At 55.5% G+C, this 19,800-nt stretch carries 16 protein-coding genes; 11 read left to right on the top strand and 5 right to left on the bottom strand.

Annotated elements, in window-relative coordinates:
* Positions 1–124 precede the first annotated feature (124 nt).
* Positions 125–1,063: a malate dehydrogenase gene (gene mdh / locus GNG29_RS20525; RefSeq protein ID WP_103177218.1), complete on the top strand. Its 939-nt coding sequence runs from the start codon at positions 125–127 to the stop codon at positions 1,061–1,063.
* Between the two features lie 68 nt (positions 1,064–1,131).
* Here mdh and degS read toward each other — a convergent pair whose 3' ends face one another.
* The 3 genes from degS to zapG form a co-directional block, all read right to left on the bottom strand.
* On the bottom strand, positions 1,132–2,199 hold the full coding sequence (gene degS, locus GNG29_RS20520) for an outer membrane-stress sensor serine endopeptidase DegS (protein WP_103180994.1): 1,068 nt from the start codon (positions 2,197–2,199) through the stop codon (positions 1,132–1,134).
* A gap of 88 nt (positions 2,200–2,287) precedes the next feature.
* The gene (gene degQ / locus GNG29_RS20515; protein ID WP_103177217.1) at positions 2,288–3,655 is read right to left on the bottom strand and encodes a serine endoprotease DegQ; all 1,368 of its coding nucleotides are present in this window, start codon (positions 3,653–3,655) and stop codon (positions 2,288–2,290) included.
* A gap of 170 nt (positions 3,656–3,825) precedes the next feature.
* Positions 3,826–4,224, bottom strand: coding sequence for a Z-ring associated protein ZapG (gene zapG / locus GNG29_RS20510; RefSeq protein WP_103177216.1), 399 nt, complete (start codon positions 4,222–4,224; stop codon positions 3,826–3,828).
* A 190-nt stretch (positions 4,225–4,414) separates the two neighbouring features.
* On the opposite strand from zapG, the gene zapE reads away from it, so the two are divergent.
* From zapE to GNG29_RS20460, 10 genes are all read left to right on the top strand, one after another.
* Positions 4,415–5,539, top strand: coding sequence for a cell division protein ZapE (zapE, locus tag GNG29_RS20505; protein ID WP_156655284.1), 1,125 nt, complete (start codon positions 4,415–4,417; stop codon positions 5,537–5,539).
* Positions 5,540–5,826: 287 nt separating this feature from the next.
* A complete protein-coding gene (gene rplM / locus GNG29_RS20500) occupies positions 5,827–6,255 on the top strand; it encodes a 50S ribosomal protein L13 (protein ID WP_024551131.1) in 429 nt (142 codons plus the stop codon).
* Positions 6,256–6,270: 15 nt separating this feature from the next.
* Complete coding sequence (rpsI, locus tag GNG29_RS20495) at positions 6,271–6,663, top strand: 30S ribosomal protein S9 (protein WP_003860436.1); 393 nt, start codon at positions 6,271–6,273, stop codon at positions 6,661–6,663.
* A 312-nt stretch (positions 6,664–6,975) separates the two neighbouring features.
* The gene (gene sspA / locus GNG29_RS20490; RefSeq protein WP_103177214.1) at positions 6,976–7,614 is read left to right on the top strand and encodes a stringent starvation protein SspA; all 639 of its coding nucleotides are present in this window, start codon (positions 6,976–6,978) and stop codon (positions 7,612–7,614) included.
* Positions 7,615–7,619: 5 nt separating this feature from the next.
* Entirely contained in the window at positions 7,620–8,111 is a 492-nt protein-coding gene (gene sspB / locus GNG29_RS20485) for a ClpXP protease specificity-enhancing factor (protein ID WP_103177213.1), read from the top strand.
* Positions 8,112–8,560: 449 nt separating this feature from the next.
* Positions 8,561–9,274, top strand: a complete 714-nt coding sequence (locus tag GNG29_RS20480; protein ID WP_103177212.1) for a DUF1120 domain-containing protein — start codon at positions 8,561–8,563, stop codon at positions 9,272–9,274.
* Positions 9,275–9,434: 160 nt separating this feature from the next.
* On the top strand, positions 9,435–10,106 hold the full coding sequence (locus tag GNG29_RS20475) for a fimbria/pilus chaperone family protein (protein WP_103177211.1): 672 nt from the start codon (positions 9,435–9,437) through the stop codon (positions 10,104–10,106).
* Positions 10,107–10,126: 20 nt separating this feature from the next.
* Positions 10,127–12,499 (top strand): fimbrial biogenesis usher protein, encoded by a 2,373-nt coding sequence (locus GNG29_RS20470; RefSeq protein ID WP_103177210.1) that lies wholly within the window; start codon positions 10,127–10,129, stop codon positions 12,497–12,499.
* Entirely contained in the window at positions 12,496–13,026 is a 531-nt protein-coding gene (locus GNG29_RS20465; RefSeq protein WP_156655283.1) for a hypothetical protein, read from the top strand. Before GNG29_RS20470 ends, GNG29_RS20465 begins: the two co-directional genes overlap by 4 nt.
* The gene (locus tag GNG29_RS20460; protein ID WP_231736565.1) at positions 13,023–13,724 is read left to right on the top strand and encodes a DUF1120 domain-containing protein; all 702 of its coding nucleotides are present in this window, start codon (positions 13,023–13,025) and stop codon (positions 13,722–13,724) included. The genes GNG29_RS20465 and GNG29_RS20460 overlap by 4 nt, the downstream gene beginning before the upstream one ends.
* Before the next feature lie 35 nt (positions 13,725–13,759).
* Here the strand turns inward: GNG29_RS20460 and gltD are convergent, their stop codons facing one another.
* Both gltD and gltB read right to left on the bottom strand, forming a co-directional pair.
* Positions 13,760–15,178, bottom strand: coding sequence for a glutamate synthase subunit GltD (gltD, locus tag GNG29_RS20455; protein ID WP_103177208.1), 1,419 nt, complete (start codon positions 15,176–15,178; stop codon positions 13,760–13,762).
* Between the two features lie 9 nt (positions 15,179–15,187).
* Positions 15,188–19,648, bottom strand: coding sequence for a glutamate synthase large subunit (gene gltB / locus GNG29_RS20450; protein WP_156655282.1), 4,461 nt, complete (start codon positions 19,646–19,648; stop codon positions 15,188–15,190).
* Between the last annotated feature and the right edge of the window lie 152 nt (positions 19,649–19,800).

The raw sequence follows: 19,800 nt of genomic DNA, 5'->3' as shown, positions 1-19,800 counted from the left end.
GCAGAAGCGAAAAGCGCGTGACCGCTAATTCCTGATACATCACGATTGTATTTATTGATCTGCTGAATTAAGGTCGCCGCGACGGAGTAACAGAAAGTTAGCTCACCATAATAAGGAGTTTAGGATGAAAGTCGCAGTCCTCGGCGCTGCTGGCGGTATCGGCCAGGCGCTTGCCCTACTACTGAAAACTCAGCTGCCTGCAGGCTCAGAACTCTCTCTCTATGATATCGCCCCGGTAACACCTGGTGTGGCGGTAGACCTCAGCCACATCCCGACGGCTGTTAAAATCAAAGGCTTCTCCGGTGAAGATGCTCGCCCGGCGCTCGAAGGCGCAGACGTGGTGCTGATCTCCGCAGGCGTGGCGCGTAAGCCAGGTATGGATCGTTCCGACCTGTTCAACGTGAACGCGGGTATCGTTAAGAACCTGATTCAGCAGGTTGCTACTACCTGCCCGAAAGCCTGCATCGGTATCATCACTAACCCGGTTAACACCACTGTGGCTATCGCGGCAGAAGTGCTGAAAAAAGCGGGCGTGTATGACAAGAACAAACTGTTCGGCGTGACCACGCTGGACATCATCCGCTCCAACACCTTTGTTGCGGAACTGAAAGGCAAACAGCCAACCGAGCTCGAAGTCCCGGTTATCGGCGGTCACTCTGGCGTGACCATTCTGCCACTGCTGTCCCAGATCCCAGGCGTAAGCTTCACCGAGCAGGAAGTGGCTGACCTGACCAAACGTATCCAGAACGCCGGCACCGAAGTGGTGGAAGCGAAGGCGGGTGGCGGTTCAGCAACCCTCTCTATGGGCCAGGCTGCGGCACGTTTCGGCCTCTCTCTGGTCCGCGCCCTGCAAGGTGAGCAAGGCGTGGTGGAATGCGCTTACGTTGAAGGTGACGGCGAGCACGCGCGCTTCTTCTCTCAGCCGCTGCTGCTGGGTAAAAACGGTATCGAAGAGCGTAAGTCTATCGGCACCCTGAGCGCGTTTGAACAGCAGGCGATGGCTGGCATGCTGGAAACCCTGAAGAACGATATCGTTCTGGGCGAAGAGTTCGTTAATAAATAAGCGACGCGCTTCCCGTCAGGGCAATAAAAAACCGGAGCATGAACTCCGGTTTTTTTATGCCTGCCAACTCAGTTGGTGGCCGGATATTCCTGAATGGTCACCTGCAGGGTCAGTTTCTTATCATCACGCATCACTTCCACCGGGATGATAGAGCCTGGCCTGATCTCTGCCACCTGATCCATGGTTTCCAGCGCCGATACGGCCGGTTTGCCGTTCACCGAGACAATCACGTCGTTGACCCTGATACCCGCTTCTGCCGCTGGGCCGCCAGGGGTCACTTCGTTCACTACAATCCCCTGGATCTGATCGATTCCGCCACCCTGAGAATGCAGCGGAGCAATCTCACGCCCGCCAATACCAATGTAGCCGCGGATCACGCGTCCGTCGCGAATCAGCTTATCCATAATCTTGTTGGCGAGCTGGAACGGGATGGCGAAGCCGATCCCTTCGGGCGTTTCCCCGTCGTTGCTTTTATCAAACGAGAGGGTGTTGATGCCCATCAGTTCGCCCAGCGAGTTCACCAGCGCGCCGCCGGAGTTGCCATGGTTGATGGAGGCGTCCGTCTGCAGGAAATTCTGCCGTCCGGATGGGTTCAGGCCGATACGCCCGGTTGCGCTGATGATCCCCTGGGTAATGGTCTGTCCGAGGTTATAGGGGTTGCCAATGGCCAGCACCACGTCGCCGATATGCGGCGTCCGCTTACGGTTGATGGGGATAACGGGCAGGCCGCCCGTGGCGTTGATCTTGAGGACTGCCAGATCCGTCAGACTGTCGGAGCCCACGAGCAATGCCTCAAAGACGCGGCCATCCTGCAGCGCCACGATGATTTGATCGGCATCGTTGATCACATGTTTGTTGGTAATAATGTAGCCGCGTTCGTCCATGATCACCCCGGAGCCAAGGGTGCGGATCTCCAGCTGATTATGGCTGGTGCTGTTCAGCCCACGGTTATAGACGTTAACCACCGCAGGCGCGGCGCGGCGTACTGCCTGGTTATAACTGGCAGGCGTTTCATCTGCGCTGTCGAACTGCGGCGCAGCCAGCTGATTGAACTGACGTAAAGAGGGCATCGCGGCCAGTAACAGGCCACCTACTACCAGGCCGATGGCGACCGAACGAATGAGCTTAAAAACCATGATACGGGCGTCGTTAAAGGGAGAACGCAAGCAGCATAACATGACTTATCCGGACATCACACGGGGTGATGTCCGGACAGGTACAGGCTTAGCGCAGCAGAATATAGAGCGTATCGTTACCACGCACGATCTGCAGGGCGATAACGGTAGGTTTGCTCTCCAGCACCTTGCGCATTTCGGCGATAGACTGCACGCGAACGCGGTTCACCCCGATAATCACATCGTCCTGATGAAGCCCAGCCTGCGCGGCAGGACTGCTCTTCTCGACGCTTTCGAGGGTGATGCCTTTGGTGCCGTCTTTTAACTGTCCGTCGCTTAAGGTCGCCCCCTGTAGCGCGGGAGCAATCATCTCTGCGCTGGCCGAAGAAGAGGTGCTTTTATCGAGCGTGACCTGCAGATCCAGCGGCTTCCCGTCACGCAAAATGCCGAGCTTAACCGTCGCACCCGGCTCCGTAGTGGCGATGCGCGAACGCAGTTCGGCAAAGCTACTTAACGGTTTATCATTCAGGCTGACAATCACGTCCCCGGATTTCACGCCCGCTTTTGCGGAACCGGAATTCGGCAACACTTCGCTGACGAAGGCGCCGCGCTGCACGTTCAGGTTAAACGCTTTGGCGATATCCGCACTCATCTCGGTGCCTTTAATACCCAGCAGGCCACGTTTCACTTCGCCAAATTCAATCAGCTGCTGGGCCAGCGTGCGGGCCATGTTGCTGGGAATGGCAAAGCCAATCCCGACGCTGCCGCCGCCAGGGGCAAGAATGGCGGTGTTAATGCCAATCAGCTCGCCGTTCAGGTTCAGCAGCGCGCCGCCGGAGTTACCCCGGTTAATGGAGGCGTCGGTCTGGATAAAGTTTTCCAGCCCTTCAAGATTCAGCCCACTGCGGCCCAGCGCGGAGATAATGCCGGAGGTGGCGGTCTGGCCGAGGCCGAAGGGGTTACCCACCGCCACCGCGAAATCGCCGACGCGTAGTTTATCGGAGTCAGCAATGGCGATTTGCGTCAGGCCGGTTGGGTTTTGCAACTGCAGCAGGGCGATATCGCTCTGATCGTCACCGCCAATCAGTTTGGCATCAAACTCCCGGCCATCATTCATCTGCACGCTGATTTTATCGGCATGGCTGATGACGTGGTTATTGGTCAGGACATAGCCCTTCGCGGCGTCGATGATGACCCCGGAGCCCAGACCTTCAAAGGGCTGTCCCTGCTGGTCAGGAGCTTCATCGCCAAAATACTTCTTCAACTCTTCCGGAATACGCTGGCTTTGCACCGCGGTGCCTTCGACCTGCACGCTTACGACGGCGGGCAGGACTTTCTCCAGCATTGGCGCCAGGCTCGGCAGGGCGGCCTCGCCGGGAACCTGCGAAGGGAGTGCGGCAGCCAGCGGATACGAGGCCGACAGGGATAAACCGATACTCAATGCTAACGCGCTCAACAGCTGATTTTTTTTGTTCATTTTTGCTGGCTCTCGCAACCTGGAATGAAGGGATAACGGCCCTGAAACAGACTGATGTTATTGAATTTTAAAACGCTGAACAATGAGGTGTTTGACTAAATAATAGCTGGGGTCAGGAAGAAAGGACGGGCGCAAAGGCTGCGCCCGTAAAATTTATTTTCGATCTGCGATTAGTCGCGCTTTGCGCCACCGCGCAGCAGGCCGGAAGCCCCTTCGGAGTAGTCACGTGGCATCTGTACAGGCGCTTGATCGTTACTGGCTTCGGACTCGGCCAGACGGTTACGGAACGGATTGTTTTCCGCGCTCATCTCCGGCAGCAGGCTGCTGGAGCTTTTCGCCATGTGCTGATAAAGCTGACGGTAGTCATGCGCCATGTTGTCCAGCAGCTCGGCGCTCTGAGCAAAGTGGCTGACCAGCTCTTCACGATACTCGTCCAGTTCAGCTTTGTTCTTTTCCAGTTCGTACTGCAACGCCTGTTGCTGACGCAATTTGCGATTACCAAAACGCATGGCCACGGCGCCGATAGCGATGCCGACGACTAAACCAATTAGCGCATATTCCCAGGTCATGAACTTCTCCCGTTGTCTTGTGGTTCCGTAGGGTGTTGGCTCGGCTCCATGCCAGGGCCTGATTATGCCACTATAACCGCTATTTCCTTAGAAGTGGAATCCCGCCGCATCATCGCGTACTGTAGAACGGCCTTTTTTTCGTCAACTGAGCAGTATGACGGGTATTAATTGAAGGAATAACAATAACATTATGCAAAGTCTCTCCCCTACATCGCGTTATCAACAGGCCCTGAGCGAGGGCTCCCACCAGCCAGATGAGGTACAGCGTGAAGCGGTAAGCCGTCTGGACGGCATCTGGCATGAGCTGACGGCCCGGCCAGCCGAAGCTGCGCCTTCCGGTGGGTTAAAAGCCGCATTTGGACGGTTGTTGGGCAAGAAAGCGCCGCAGAGCGTCACGCCAGTGCGCGGCTTATATATGTGGGGGGGCGTCGGGCGCGGCAAAACCTGGCTGATGGATCTTTTTTACCAGAGCCTGCCGGGGACGCGTAAGCAGCGTCTGCACTTTCACCGCTTTATGCTGCGGGTGCATGAAGAGCTGACGGCCCTGCAGGGGCAGAGCGATCCGCTGGATATCATCGCTGAGCGTTTTAAAGCTGAAACCGATGTGCTCTGCTTCGATGAGTTTTTTGTCTCGGATATTACCGACGCCATGCTGCTGGGCGGATTAATGAAAGCGCTCTTTGACCGGGGTATCACCCTGGTGGCGACATCAAACATTCCGCCAGATGAGCTCTACCGTAACGGCCTGCAACGTGCCCGCTTCCTGCCGGCTACCGCGGCGATTAAAGAGCATTGTCACATCATGAATGTGGATGCCGGCATCGACTACCGTCTGCGTACGCTGACCCAGGCCCATCTGTGGATTTCGCCGTTGAATGACGACACGCAACAGCAGATGGACAAGCTGTGGCTGGCGCTTGCCGGCGCGGAGCGGGGTAACGCCCCGGTGCTGGAGGTAAACCATCGTCCCCTGCAAACGCTGGGCGTCGTCAACCAGACCCTCGCCGTGTCGTTTGCCACCCTCTGTGTCGATGCCCGCAGCCAGCATGACTATATTGCGCTCTCGCGCCTGTTCCATACCGTGATGCTGTTTGAGGTGCCGGTGATGACTACGTTGATGGAGAGCGAAGCCCGACGTTTTATCGCGCTGGTGGATGAGTTCTACGAACGCCACGTTAAGCTGGTGGTGAGCGCAGCCGTGCCTTTATATGAGATCTATCAGGGGGAGCGACTGAAGTTTGAGTTCCAGCGCTGCCTGTCACGCCTGCAGGAGATGCAAAGCGAAGAATATCTGAAGCGCCAGCATATGCCGTAAATCTCCTCCGTTAAGCGCGCAAGGCCGGATAAGGCACCACCGCCGCCCGGCTTTTCGGCTCCCCGTAAAAACCCGCTTCAAATCACAATTAAGGGTCGATCTTTACCCCTGACTTCTCTATAATCTTGCGACCCCACGTTACAAGAAGGTTTTTTTCCCAAAACTTTCTCTGCGCCGGCATAGGCTATTCGAAGGGGTAGGTTTGCTGGACAATGTCGTGTGAACCTCAACTACTAAACGTTTGGGTGTTCACCAACGTGTAACTTATTTATTTGGGTAAGCTTTTAATGAAAACTTTTACAGCTAAACCAGAAACCGTAAAACGCGACTGGTATGTTGTTGACGCGACCGGTAAAACTCTGGGCCGTCTGGCTACCGAACTGGCTCGTCGCCTGCGCGGTAAGCACAAAGCGGAATACACTCCGCACGTCGATACCGGTGATTACATCATCGTTCTGAACGCTGACAAAGTTGCTGTAACCGGCAACAAGCGTACTGACAAAGTGTACTATCACCACACCGGCCACATCGGCGGTATCAAACAAGCGACCTTTGAAGAGATGATTGCCCGCCGTCCTGAGCGTGTGATTGAAATCGCGGTTAAAGGCATGCTGCCAAAAGGCCCGCTGGGTCGTGCTATGTACCGTAAACTGAAAGTTTACGCAGGTAACGAGCACAACCACGCGGCACAGCAACCGCAAGTTCTTGACATCTAATCGGGATTATAGGCAATGGCTGAAAATCAATACTACGGCACTGGTCGCCGCAAAAGCTCCGCCGCTCGCGTGTTCATCAAACCGGGCAGTGGTAAAATCGTAATCAACCAGCGTTCTCTGGAACAATACTTCGGTCGTGAAACTGCCCGTATGGTAGTTCGCCAGCCGCTGGAACTGGTTGATATGGTAGAAAAACTGGATCTGTACATCACCGTTAAAGGTGGTGGTATCTCCGGTCAGGCAGGTGCGATCCGTCACGGTATCACCCGCGCTCTGATGGAGTACGACGAATCCCTGCGTTCTGAACTGCGTAAAGCTGGCTTCGTTACTCGTGACGCTCGTCAGGTTGAACGTAAGAAAGTGGGTCTGCGTAAAGCACGTCGTCGTCCACAGTTCTCCAAGCGTTAATTGCTTTCTGCTTCGGCAGACAACAATTTGCGAAAAACCCGCTTCGGCGGGTTTTTTTATGGTTCATGCTCAACGCATCCACATCCAGACGCCCTTTCTGACCTCTTTTTCCGCATTTCCAGAATACCCTCACCACAAAGGTCGCAAAATCTGGTAAACTATCATCCACTTTTCTGCCCAAATAATGGTGAATGCTCGATTTTTGTTCTCTTTTTGAACAAGAGTAGGAATTCCCTGGGATGGGCAACAAAACATCTGGCTGGCCTGTATGGCCGGTAGCAGTAAAAATTCTGAATATACCTGGAGGTTTTCATGGCTGTCGCTGCCAACAAACGTTCGGTAATGACGCTGTTTTCTGGTCCTACTGACATTTATAGCCATCAGGTTCGTATCGTGCTGGCCGAGAAGGGTGTCAGTTTTGAGATCGAGCATGTGGAAAAGGATAACCCGCCTCAGGATCTTATTGATCTCAACCCAAGCCAGAGCGTACCAACGCTGGTGGATCGTGAGCTGACCCTGTGGGAATCCCGTATCATTATGGAATATCTGGATGAGCGTTTCCCGCATCCGCCGCTGATGCCGGTCTATCCGGTTGCGCGTGGGGAAAGCCGTCTGTACATGCAGCGTATCGAGAAAGACTGGTATACGCTGATGAACGTCATTGCGAACGGTTCCTCTTCGGAAGCCGATGCAGCGCGTAAACAGCTGCGTGAAGAGCTGCTGGCGATCGCACCGGTGTTCGGTCAGCGTCCGTTCTTCCTGAGCGATGAGTTCAGCCTGGTGGATTGCTACCTGGCTCCGCTGCTGTGGCGTTTGCCAACCCTGGGTGTTGAATTCAGCGGTCCTGGTGCGAAAGAGCTCAAAGGTTATATGACGCGCGTATTTGAACGCGACTCCTTCCTTGCTTCTCTGACTGAAGCTGAACGTGAAATGCGTCTCGGCCGGGGTTAATCATTGTGGAAATGTCACAGCTTTCTCCGCGCCGTCCGTATCTGCTGCGTGCCTTCTATGAATGGCTGCTGGATAACCAGCTCACGCCGCACCTGGTAGTGGATGTGACGTTACCGGGCGTGCAGGTTCCTATGGAATATGCACGTGACGGGCAAATTGTGTTGAACATTGCGCCGCGCGCGGTGGGTGGTCTTGAGCTGGCGAACGACGAAGTTCGCTTTAACGCCCGCTTTGGCGGCGTTCCGCGTCAGGTTTCTGTGCCGCTGGCTGCTGTACTGGCTATTTACGCACGGGAAAACGGCGCGGGCACCATGTTTGAGCCGGAAGCGGCTTACGATGAAGACGTTTCCAGCCTCAATGATGAGCATGGCGCGACCGAGAGTGAAAGCGAACCGGTCATGTCGATTATCGATGGCGATAAGCCCGATCACGACGATGATCCAGACGACACCCCGCCGCCACGCGGTGGGCGTCCGGCGTTACGTGTAGTGAAATAAAAAAAGGGCCCCATGGGCCCTTTTTTTGTCTGATATTTAGAATCATCAATATATTGTTATTTTATTATTTTTGGCAATGATGTTTATCACACTATATATCCTAAAGCATATTTTTTTATTTCCTTAAAGCATTCGTAACTATGATGAATTGCTTTTGGTTATTGGGTGGGTTTATTTTTATGAAAAGAATTAGCCGTTGATAGAAGCTTCAATATAAAATTCCTTCTCGTGTTCGACGCGCTAACTTTATGAAAATAAATATCTTTAGAAGTTATGAAAGGTTGATGTAGCGAACTTAAATGATGGCCGTCATTTTATCCTGTAGTCTTGTCGACACTGTTTCTTACAAATAGTCTATGAATGATATATTTCATAGTAAAGCGTATCTGGTTGTTAAAACATGGCCAACCGGGAAAGTTGCTGGTTAATAACATTAAGGAAAGAATAAAATGACTCTGTTTAAAAAGAACGTAGCCACTCTGGCTGTGGGCGCTGCACTGCTGGTCTCTGCTCAGGTGAATGCTGCTGACGATGTCACCATGAAAGTCTCTGGCACCATTCTTCCCGCTGCGTGCACCCCGGCATTAAGCAATAGCGGTGAAGTCGCTTTTGGTTCCATTGCTGCCTCGTCAATTCGTAAAGCTCCCGCTGGCAATGCCCTGGTGCAGCTGGGTTCTAAAGATATTACCTTAACCGTAACCTGTGATGCCGCAACAGCCATTGGCTTCACCATGGCTGATAACCGCGCCAGTTCAGCAGCCAATCTCTCTTCCAGTGCGTATATTAATTCTGCATTCACAGGTGGCATGAAGGTCACAGAACCCTATTTCGCCTTTGGTCTGGGTGTAGCGACTAATGATGCGAAAATCGGTGCCTATAGTGTCGCCGTAGACGGCGCAAAACTCACCGCAGATAGCGTAGCGGCAAACATGCTTGTTTCTGATGATCAAGGGGCAACCTGGCGTACCGCGTCTTACGGGCAACAGAGTAATGACAACTCGCGTATTGTCACTGCAGGAGAGGTGGGTTCCCTGGAACCGAAGATGTTCAAAGAAATGACTGTACCTTTGAAAATTGCAGCAGGCGTGCAGCCAAGTTCTGTACTGGGTAGTGATGAAATCGTTCTGAATGGTAGTGCCACTCTGAGCCTTGTTTATCTGTAAGCCGTAAAATAATGAGTGCGGCGATTTAATAATAAAAACACGCCGCACTGCATTTAAATATAGGACACCTGTTTCCTGTCAAATAATTACATTTCAGGATTCATAATACCCTCTCTGGGAGTTAATAAACTTTTTCATTATCGCAGCGGAAGGGAATGTTATGAAGCGTAGCGTTATTTTCTCTCTTTTATTTATTTCTGTGCAGAGTTACGCCTCCGGTATGGTACCCGAAACATCGGTCTTATTAATTGATGCCGAAAAAGGGGAAGCCAGTATGAACGTGAGGAATACGGATTCCAGACCTGCTTTGCTTTATACCAATATTGTGGATTTGCCGGAAAGCGATAAAGGTGTTCGCGTTATTGTTTCTCAACCCGTTGTCAGGGTTGAGACGGGGGCCGTACAGCGGATGCGTTTTATGCTGCAGTTACAAAAGCCGCTGATGCAGGAAGAGCTCAAAAGAGTCACCTTCGAAGGTATACCGCCCAGGGAAAAGGGCAAAGAGCGGGTTGCGGTCACCATTCGTCAGGATTTACCGGTGATTATTCACCCGGCGGGGCTTGCCCAGGATCTCACTCCCTGGAAGCATCTTGAATGGCATAAGCAGGGCAATTCTCTGGTCGTGACCAATCCCTCGAATTACGTGGTTCGTATGGCGGCCGGGTTTACAACATTACCCTCCGGTCAACAGGGTACGTTGAAAAATACTTATTTACTGCCGCACACCAGCACGACCGTAGCCTTACCCAATAAAGCGGATACAAAAGTGCAATTTTATCCCGCCAGCCGTTACGGATACAAAGGTGAAAACTATATAGCACCATTGCAGTAAGTCGTTCAGGGAAAACAAGGATGTTTAAAAGAACGCTGCTTATGTGTGCAGTCAGCCTGATCTGCGCGCGACAGGGGAAAGCTGCAGAAATCGATGCAGGCTCTCTCGAATTTGATAGTGAAACCTTAAGGTCGCTGGGCATCGATCCCACGGTTTCGTCATATTTTGCTGAGGAAGCACGTTTTATGCCCGGGCAGACGACGGTTACGCTGAAAGTTAACGGGCAGAATAAAGGTCGCACGCTGGCGCATTTCCAGCGGCAGGGCGAGCTTTGCTTCGACAAGTCATTAATGGAGCATGCCCATATTCGTATCCCCAGCGACTATCAGGAAGGGTGTTACGATTATCTGAAACTCCATCCTCAGACCGTGGTAAAGGCCGATCCCGGCCAGGAGATGATCGAGCTGGTGATCCCCCCTGAAGAGATCGCCCAACCGGGTAAAACTGTTACGGATTTTGCCATGGAGGGAACCGCCGCCGTTCTTAACTATTCCGCCATGTCTTCGCGCAACGAATATAGCGGCGGCAGCTCTACCTGGTCTCAGGCGCAGCTTGAAGGCGGGGTGAACGTCGCCGGGTGGCTACTGCGCACCAACCAGTTATTAAGCCAGTCGGAAGGCAAGTTTAACAGCGAAAACAGCCAGACCTATTTGCAGCGCACCTTTGTTAATTTGCGCACAACCGCACAACTGGGTGAAGTCGGCATGAATAACGGGCTGCTGCAGGGGACCAGCCTGTACGGCGTCTCCCTGTCGCCGGAAAGCGGTCTGGATGCGCAGCAGAGCATGGTCAGGGTGAGCGGGATCGCTAATACCTCGCAGGCGCGCGTAGAGATTCGCCAGCAGGGTACGCTCGTCTATTCCACCCTCGTTCCGGTGGGGCCTTTTACGCTTACTGATGTTGCTCTGCGCAACTACACCAGCGATCTCAGCGTAACGGTTGTCGAGACCGACGGCACCCAGCATAGCTATACGATCCCCGCCTCACTCTATCTGCAGAGGCTGGGTAATCCGGCGGGTCTGTTTCTGGCGTTTGGCCAGGTGAGTGATGATTACAACAAAAAACCGCTGGTGCTGAGCGCGTCGGGCGGCTGGCGGCTGCTGCCCGGGAGTAATATCAACCTGGGGGCAATCCTGGCCCGGGACTTCCAGGCCGCCGGCGTTGGCCTGAATACGGCGCCTTCTTCTTCGACCCTGCTGAGCCTTAAGGTCAATCAGTCCTATGACCATGAAAACGCGCGCCAGGGACAAAGCTATCGTCTCGAAGCCAGCCTGACGTCAGCGATAGGCATCAGCGTGACCGCGTCGGCGGGCTATTACTCGCCGGGCTATCGGGAGTTCTCGGAGTTTATTGACCGCGGTTTTACGGCGATCAAAAAGCATGATTATTCCGTTGGATTGCAGTGGCAAACCAGCAAGGCAGGGACGTTCAGCGCCAGCCTTTACGAAACGAAGAACCGTAACCAGTCCGGCAAAACGCGGTATATCAACGCGGGATGGGGGAGCAATCTGTTTTCAGCCTATGTTTCGACCAACTGGCAGCATCAGCTGAGCGATACCAACGGTAAAAAAGACGATCTGTTCTACTTCAATGTCAGCTTCCCGCTCGGCAAAAGCAACGTAAACACTTACGTCCGCCGGGAGGGCAGCTCCACCCGCTATGGCTCAACGGTGATGGGAAATATCTCGAATGAAAATGGTTATTCATTGGGGACCGAGTTTGACCAGAAAGAGAAGAATCAAAGCGTCAGCGCGGGGCTAAGCAGTAACCTGCACTACTCCCAGCTGATGCTTAACGCCAGCCTGGCCAACGATAGCCAACGCAGCTATTCGGGCTCTCTGCAGGGCGGGATCGTGGCGCACGGAGAAGGCGTTACCTTTTCGCCGTTGCCGGTGCGTGACACCTTTGGGGTTGTCTCGCTGGATCAGCCGATTGCCGGTATTAAAATCGACACGCCGCAGGGGCCGGTGTGGACGGATGCCCGCGGCTACGCGGTGCTGCCTGCGCTGAACGCGTGGCAAAACTCGCGTGTGGAGTTAAATACCGAAACGTTGCCGAAGAATATGGATGTTGGCAACGGGACTCGATTCCTGAGTCTGGGCAGGGGATCGGTAAGTAAGGTTCAGTTTGCTGCCGTAACCCAGCGCCGCGTCTTGCTTGAAGTGACCATGCAGGATGGCAAAAAGCTGCCGAAAAACAGAGCCATTATGGATACGCAAGGCAACTACCTTACCACCTCGGTTGATGATGGCGTGGTATTCCTGAACAACGCCAGCGCGCGACAGGTACTGGTGGCGCAGGATGAATCCGGGAGTTGCCGCATTCAGCTAACCCTGCCAGACCAGGCGCAGACGGACGTATTTTATGAAACGGCAAAAGGAGTGTGCCAATGAAATGTTATCTGCTGCTGGCGGCGATAGGGTTAATACCCTGCCAGAGCCTGGCGGAGTGCCAGCTTATCGCCAGCCAGCAAAAGATCGCCTACACCCGGCTAAGCCCGGCCGAGCGACAGCAGGCTACCGGGCCGTGGATAACGCTTCCGGAAAAACAGATTAAGGTGCAGGTGAACTGTAGCGAACCGCAGCGAATACGGCTGTTTTTCGGCAGCGACCTGCCGCATAACGGCACCTTCTCATTCGGTAGCGAAGGGGAGATGCTCATTACGGCAGCACATGCGTACGTTGACGATCGTCCGGTGCGTCTTGCGTCGGTAAACAGAGCGGATACCGTGCTCCGCTCCGGGAGCAGTGAAACGTTACAGGTGTCGCTGAACGAGGGGCTGGCATTCAGCAACGGCGATGAGGTGTTTGGCAAAAATGCCTCCATCTCCCTGCTGGTGGCGACGCGCGTTAAACCCGGTCCGGTAACGGAACAGACCACCTGGCGCGGAAACCTGAATATAAACCTGGAGGAGCAATGATGCGTGGTTTTTGCCTGCTAATTGCGGCCTTCATGGCGGTGCCTGTCATGGCGAGTGACACCGTCAGTATTGATTTTGAGCTTACCGCCGATGCCGCTGCCTGCACGCCCGTCCTGAGCAATAATGGCGTTGTGGACTTCAATTCGCGCAGCGCCGGGAGCTTAACCCGCAACGCTTTTACACAGCTGGGAACGCGGGATCTGGTTTTGAGCATCACCTGTGAATCGTCCACGGCGGTAGCCATCACCGCGCGGGATACGCGGGCCACTTCGGTCGTCTGGGGCAGGGATAATCAAGGCCAGGAAGGGCCACGTTTTCAGATTAACGGCGGTCAGTATGTCAGTGATCCATCACGGCTGTTTGGCCTGGGCATGACGGCGGAAAACAAGCCCATCGGCAGTTATGCCGTGCAGATTGATGCCATGAATGTCATCGCATCAGATGGCGATCGCAGCGTGGCGGTGGAGGTTGCCGGTGCGGTAAATCCGAAAGGAACCTGGGAAAAAAGTGACCTGCTGCCGTTGCCAACAAAGCAGGATTATTTTTATACCCTGGTGCAAAAAGGCACGCTGGCTCCGCAACCCATCAGCACAGCCACGATACCGTTGCAGGTTAGCGCCACGGTGGCGAACGCGTTAGGAAGTAGCCAGACGATTAAGCTGGATGGTGAAGCCGTTATCAGCCTTGTTTACTTGTAATCGGATCGGCGAGCAGGCCCGCCGATCCGTCAGGATCACACTTCGAGGTAGTTCATGATGCCGTCAGCTGCTTTACGGCCTTCGGCAATGGCGGTCACCACCAGGTCTGAACCGCGAACGATATCGCCACCGGCGAAGATTTTCGGGTTGCTGGTCTGGAACGCGTTGTCGCTGCCTTCCGGGGCGATGATGCGGCCCTGTGAATCCAGCTCGACGCTGTGCTTCGCCAGCCACTCCATGCTGTGAGGGCGGAAACCGAACGCCATGACGACCGCGTCAGCCGGGATCACAAACTCCGAACCAGCCACAATCTCGGCGCGGCGACGGCCTTTGGCATCCGGGGCTCCCATCTCGGTACGCGCCATCTTCACGCCGCTCACTCTGCCGTTGGCATTCACTTCAATACCCAGAGGCTGGATGTTGAACTGGAATTCCACGCCCTCTTCACGCGCGTTTTTCACTTCGCGTTTTGAGCCCGGCATGTTCTCTTCGTCACGACGGTATGCGCAGATTACGTGTGCCGCATTCTGACGAATGGAGGTCCGCACGCAGTCCATCGCGGTATCGCCCCCGCCCAGCACCACTACGCGTTTGCCTTCCATACTCACAAACGGCTCGTCGGCGGTTTCGCCATAGCCCATCAGCTGCTTGGTGTTGGCAATCAGGAACGGCAGCGCGTCGTATACGCCCGGCGCCTCTTCGTTCTCCAGCCCGCCACGCATCGACTGATAGGTACCCACGCCCAGGAATACGGCGTCGTAATCTTTCAGCAGATCGTCGAGCATCACGTCGCGGCCCACTTCGGTGTTGAGTTTGAACTCAATGCCCATGCCGGTGAAGATTTCACGGCGGCGGGTCATCACCTCTTTTTCCAGCTTGAAGGCCGGGATGCCGAAGGTCAGCAGACCGCCGATCTCCGGATGACGGTCAAACACCACCGCCTTCACGCCGTTGCGGGTCAGCACGTCGGCACAGGCCAGGCCTGCCGGACCGGCACCGATGATCGCCACGCGTTTGTCAGTCTGACGCACGCCGGTCATGTCCGGGCGCCAGCCCATCTCAAACGCTTTATCGTTGATATAGCGTTCAATATTGCCGATGGTCACCGCGCCGAACTCGTCGTTCAGGGTGCAGGAGCCTTCACACAGACGGTCCTGCGGACACACGCGGCCGCACACTTCCGGCAGGGTGTTGGTCTGGTGAGAGAGCTCGGCGGCCTCAAAAATACGTCCTTCGTTAGCCAGCTTCAGCCAGTTCGGGATGTAGTTATGCACCGGACATTTCCATTCGCAGTACGGGTTGCCGCAGGAGAGGCAACGGTCTGCCTGTGCTTTGGCCTGGCCTTCGGAAAACGGCTCATAAATTTCAACAAATTCAATTTTACGGATCTTCAGCGGCTTCTTCGGCGGATCCACACGCTGCAGGTCGATAAACTGGTAAACATTCTGGCTCATCTGAATTCCTTACTGCGCCTGCACACGCAGCTCTGCTGCGCTACGACTACGGTGACCCAACAGGGCTTTAACATCGCTGGACTTCGGTTTAACCAGCGCGAATTTCGCAGAGAACGCCGGCCAGTTGGCCAGGATCTCTTCGCCGCGCACGGAACCGGTATGATGCACGTGCTCGGTAATCAGACCACGCAGGTGCTCCTCGTGGATCGCCAGGCTATCAACCTCCAGCACTTCCACCAGTTCCGGGTTCACGCGTTTGCGGAACTCACCGTCTTCATCCAGTACGTAGGCGAAACCACCGGTCATACCTGCACCGAAGTTAACGCCCGTTTTGCCCAGTACGCAGACAATCCCGCCGGTCATGTATTCACAGCCGTTATCGCCGATACCTTCCACCACGGTGATGGCACCGGAGTTACGCACCGCAAAACGCTCACCTGCACGGCCTGCGGCGAACAGACGACCACCGGTGGCACCGTACAGACAGGTGTTGCCGATGATGCTCGCATCACAGCTGCGGAAGGCAGAACCCACCGGAGGACGTACCGCCAGCAGACCGCCCGCCATGCCTTTACCAACGTAGTCGTTGGCATCGCCAGTCAGGTACAGCTCAACGCCGCCGGCGTTCCAGACGCCGAAGCTCTGGCCCGCGGTACCGCTGAAGTGCGCGATAATCGGATCGGCAGCCAGGCCCTGGTCGCCGTGCGTCTGCGCGATGTAGCCAGAGAGCGACGCGCCTACGGAACGGTCGGTGTTGCGAATATCAAACCAGAAGGTTTTGCTCTGCTTCTCATCCACAAACGGCTTCGCCTGCTGCAACAGCTGCGCATTCAGCACGCCATTGTCGAACGGCGGGTTGTTCTCGGTGCAGTAGACCGCTTTGCCCGCCTTAGGCTCAGCCGTTTCCAGCAGGCGGGAAAGCTTCAGGTTCTGCTGTTTAGCCGTGAACCCGTCCAGCTCTTTCAGCAGGTCGGTACGGCCAATCAGATCCACCAGACGCGTTACGCCCAGCTGCGCCATCAGCTCGCGGGTTTCGCGGGCGATGAAGTCAAAGTAGTTGGTCACTTTGAACGGCAGACCGTGATAGTGGTTCTTACGCAGCTTCTCGTCCTGGGTAGCAACACCGGTTGCGCAGTTGTTCAGGTGACAAATACGCAGGTATTTACAGCCCAGCGCCACCATCGGGCCGGTACCGAAACCAAAGCTCTCTGCACCCAGAATCGCCGCTTTAATGATGTCGAGACCGGTTTTCAGGCCGCCATCCACCTGCAGACGGATCTTGTGACGCAGGCCGTTAGCCACCAGCGCCTGCTGGGTTTCCACCAGGCCCAGCTCCCACGGACAGCCCGCATACTTCACGGAGGAGAGCGGGCTTGCGCCGGTGCCGCCGTCGTAACCGGCGATGGTGATGAGATCCGCATAGGCTTTTGCCACGCCGGTGGCGATGGTGCCGACACCCGGTTCGGAAACCAGCTTCACGGAGATCATCGCTTTCGGGTTGACCTGTTTCAGATCGAAAATCAGCTGCGCTAAGTCCTCGATAGAGTAGATATCGTGGTGCGGCGGCGGGGAGATGAGCGTCACGCCCGGTACCGAGTAGCGCAGTTTGGCGATGTATGGGGTCACTTTGTCACCCGGTAACTGGCCGCCTTCGCCCGGTTTTGCACCCTGAGCGACTTTAATCTGAATCACGTCGGCGTTGACCAGGTACGCTGGGGTCACACCGAAGCGACCGGATGCCACCTGCTTGATACGCGACACTTTATTGGTGCCGTAGCGCGCCGGATCTTCACCGCCTTCGCCGGAGTTAGAGTTGCCGCCGATGCTGTTCATCGCTTCGGCCAGCGCCTCGTGGGCTTCAGGGCTCAGCGCACCGATGGACATCGCAGCGGTATCGAAGCGTTTGAACAGTTCAGACGCAGGCTCTACGTCGTCAATGCTCACAGCCTCGTCACCCGGGTTCAGCGCCAGCAGGTCACGCAGTGTGGCCGCCGGGCGGTTGTTAACCAGCTCAGCATACTGCTGATAATCGCTGTACTCGCCGCTCTGGACAGCCTGTTGCAGGGTGCGAACCACGTCCGGGTTATAGGCGTGGTATTCGCCGCCGTGCACGTACTTCAGCTGTCCGCCCTGATCCAGCGGCTTACGTGCCAGCCAGGCGCGTTTGGAGAGATTCAGCAGATCCTGCTGGAAGTCGCTGAAGCCCGCTCCGCCGATACGGCTGATCACGCCCTGGAAGCAGAGATCGGCGACATCATCATGCAGACCAACGGCTTCGAACAGCTTCGAGCAGCGGTAAGAGGCGATGGTCGAGATGCCCATTTTGGACATGATCTTGTACAGACCTTTGTTGATGCCGTTACGGTAGTTCAGCATCACGGTACGGTAATCTTTTTCGATGGCGTTGGTGTCGACCAGTTTTGCCAGCGTTTCGTAGGCCAGGTACGGGTAGATCGCCGTCGCACCAAAGCCCAGCAGCACGGCAAAGTGGTGCGGGTCGCGCGCACTTGCGGTCTCAACAATGATGTTGGCGTCGCAGCGCAGGCTCTTCTCCACCAGGCGGGTCTGGATTGCACCCACCGCCATAGGCGCCGGAACCGGCAGACGGTTCTTCGCGATATTACGGTCGGACAGCACCAGCAGAACGGTACCGTTACGCACCATCTGTTCGGCCTTATCGCACAGCGCTTTCACCGTCTCTTCGAGGTTCGCTTCGGTCACGTCGAAGGTGATATCGAGCGTGTCGGCGCGGTAGTGCTCCTCTTGCATGGTGGTCAGCTGGGTAAAATCGGAGTAGAGCAGGATCGGCGATTTAAAGGTCAGACGGTGGGCCTGGCCTTCGGCTTCGCAGAAGACGTTCATCTCGCGACCAATGCTGGTCGCCAGCGACATTACGTGGGCTTCACGCAGCGGGTCGATCGGCGGGTTGGTGACCTGCGCGAACTGCTGACGGAAATAGTCATAAATAATGCGCGGCTGGCTGGAGAGCACGGCAAACGGGGTATCGTCACCCATAGAGCCGACCGCTTCCTGGCCGTTTTCACCCAGTACGCGGATAACAGAGTCCAGCTCTTCTGCACTGTAATTAAACTGTTTCTGGTAGCTGGCGAGGGTATCGTCATCCAGCTCGCGGCTGCCCACGTCGTTATCCGGCAGATCTTCGAACGGCACCAGACGGCGGACGTTTTTCTCCATCCACTCTTTATACGGGTGACGGCTCTTCAGATCGTTGTCGGTTTCCGCGGAGTGCAGGATGCGACCGCCACGGGTGTCGATGACCATCAGCTCGCCAGGGCCAACGCGGCCTTTTTCTACCACTTCGTCAGGCTGGTAATCCCAGATGCCTACTTCGGAGGCACAGGTGATCAGCTTGTCTTTGGTGATGACATAGCGCGCCGGACGCAGACCGTTACGGTCGAGGTTACAGGCGGCAAAGCGACCGTCGGACATGACGATACCCGCCGGGCCATCCCACGGCTCCATGTGCATGGAGTTAAAGTCGAAGAAGGCACGCAGCTCCGGATCCATATCCGGGTTGTTCTGCCATGCTGGTGGAACGAGCAGGCGCATGGCGCGGACGATATCCATCCCGCCGGCGAGCAGCAGCTCCAGCATGTTATCCATAGAGCTGGAGTCCGAGCCGGTTTCGTTAACGAACGGCGCGGCATCGTGCAGATCCGGGATCAGCGGGGTCTGGAATTTATAGGTACGGGCGCGGGCCCACTGGCGGTTACCGGTGATGGTGTTGATCTCGCCGTTGTGCGCCAGATAGCGGAACGGCTGAGCCAGCGGCCAGCGAGGTACGGTGTTGGTGGAGAAGCGCTGGTGGAACAGGCAAATGGCCGATTCCAGACGCAGGTCCGCCAGGTCCAGGTAGAAGCGCGGCAGGTCAGCCGGCATACAGAGACCTTTATAGATGTTCACCAGGTTCGAGAGGCTACAAACGTAGAACTCTTTATCGTCCTGGAGACGTTTTTCAATGCGGCGGCGGGCGATAAACAGGCGGCGTTCCATATCACGCGGACGCCAGCCCGCAGGCGCGTTGACAAAGATTTGCTCGATACGAGGCAGCGAGGAGAGGGCGATTTCACCGAGCACCCCTTCGTTGGTTGGCACATCGCGCCAGCCGACAATAGAGAGGGTTTCACGTTGAAGTTCTTCTTCGACGATGCGGCGTGATACGGCGGCTTTTTCAGCGTCCTGATTCAGGAACAGCATGCCGACAGCGTAGTTTTTGGCTAAACGCCAGCCGCGCTCTTCCGCCACGATACGGAAGAAACGATCCGGTTTTTGCAGCAGCAGACCGCAACCGTCGCCGGTTTTACCATCCGCAAGGATAGCGCCACGGTGCTGCATACGGGCCAGTGCGTGTATAGCGGTACGCACTACCTTGTGGCTAGGTTCGCCTTCTATGTGGGCGATCAGGCCGAAACCACAGTTATCCTTCTCAAGGGATTTATCGTACAACATATCAGTGAACCTCCCCAGGCTCGTCGGGCTTCCCACTGAACCGTGGCGCACAGGCACAGAAAGAGCATGGCGACGGGGTTTGCGCTTCATACGCGTACCTCGCATTCGCCCTCTTAATATCCTTTTCGCGCAGGTAAACAAGTTTGAGGACT

The organism is Leclercia sp. Colony189 (genome assembly GCF_009740165.1).
Lineage (GTDB): Bacteria > Pseudomonadota > Gammaproteobacteria > Enterobacterales > Enterobacteriaceae > Enterobacter.
The sequence above is the reverse complement of the archived record's forward strand: the minus strand, read 5'-3'. Positions and strand labels throughout refer to the sequence as shown.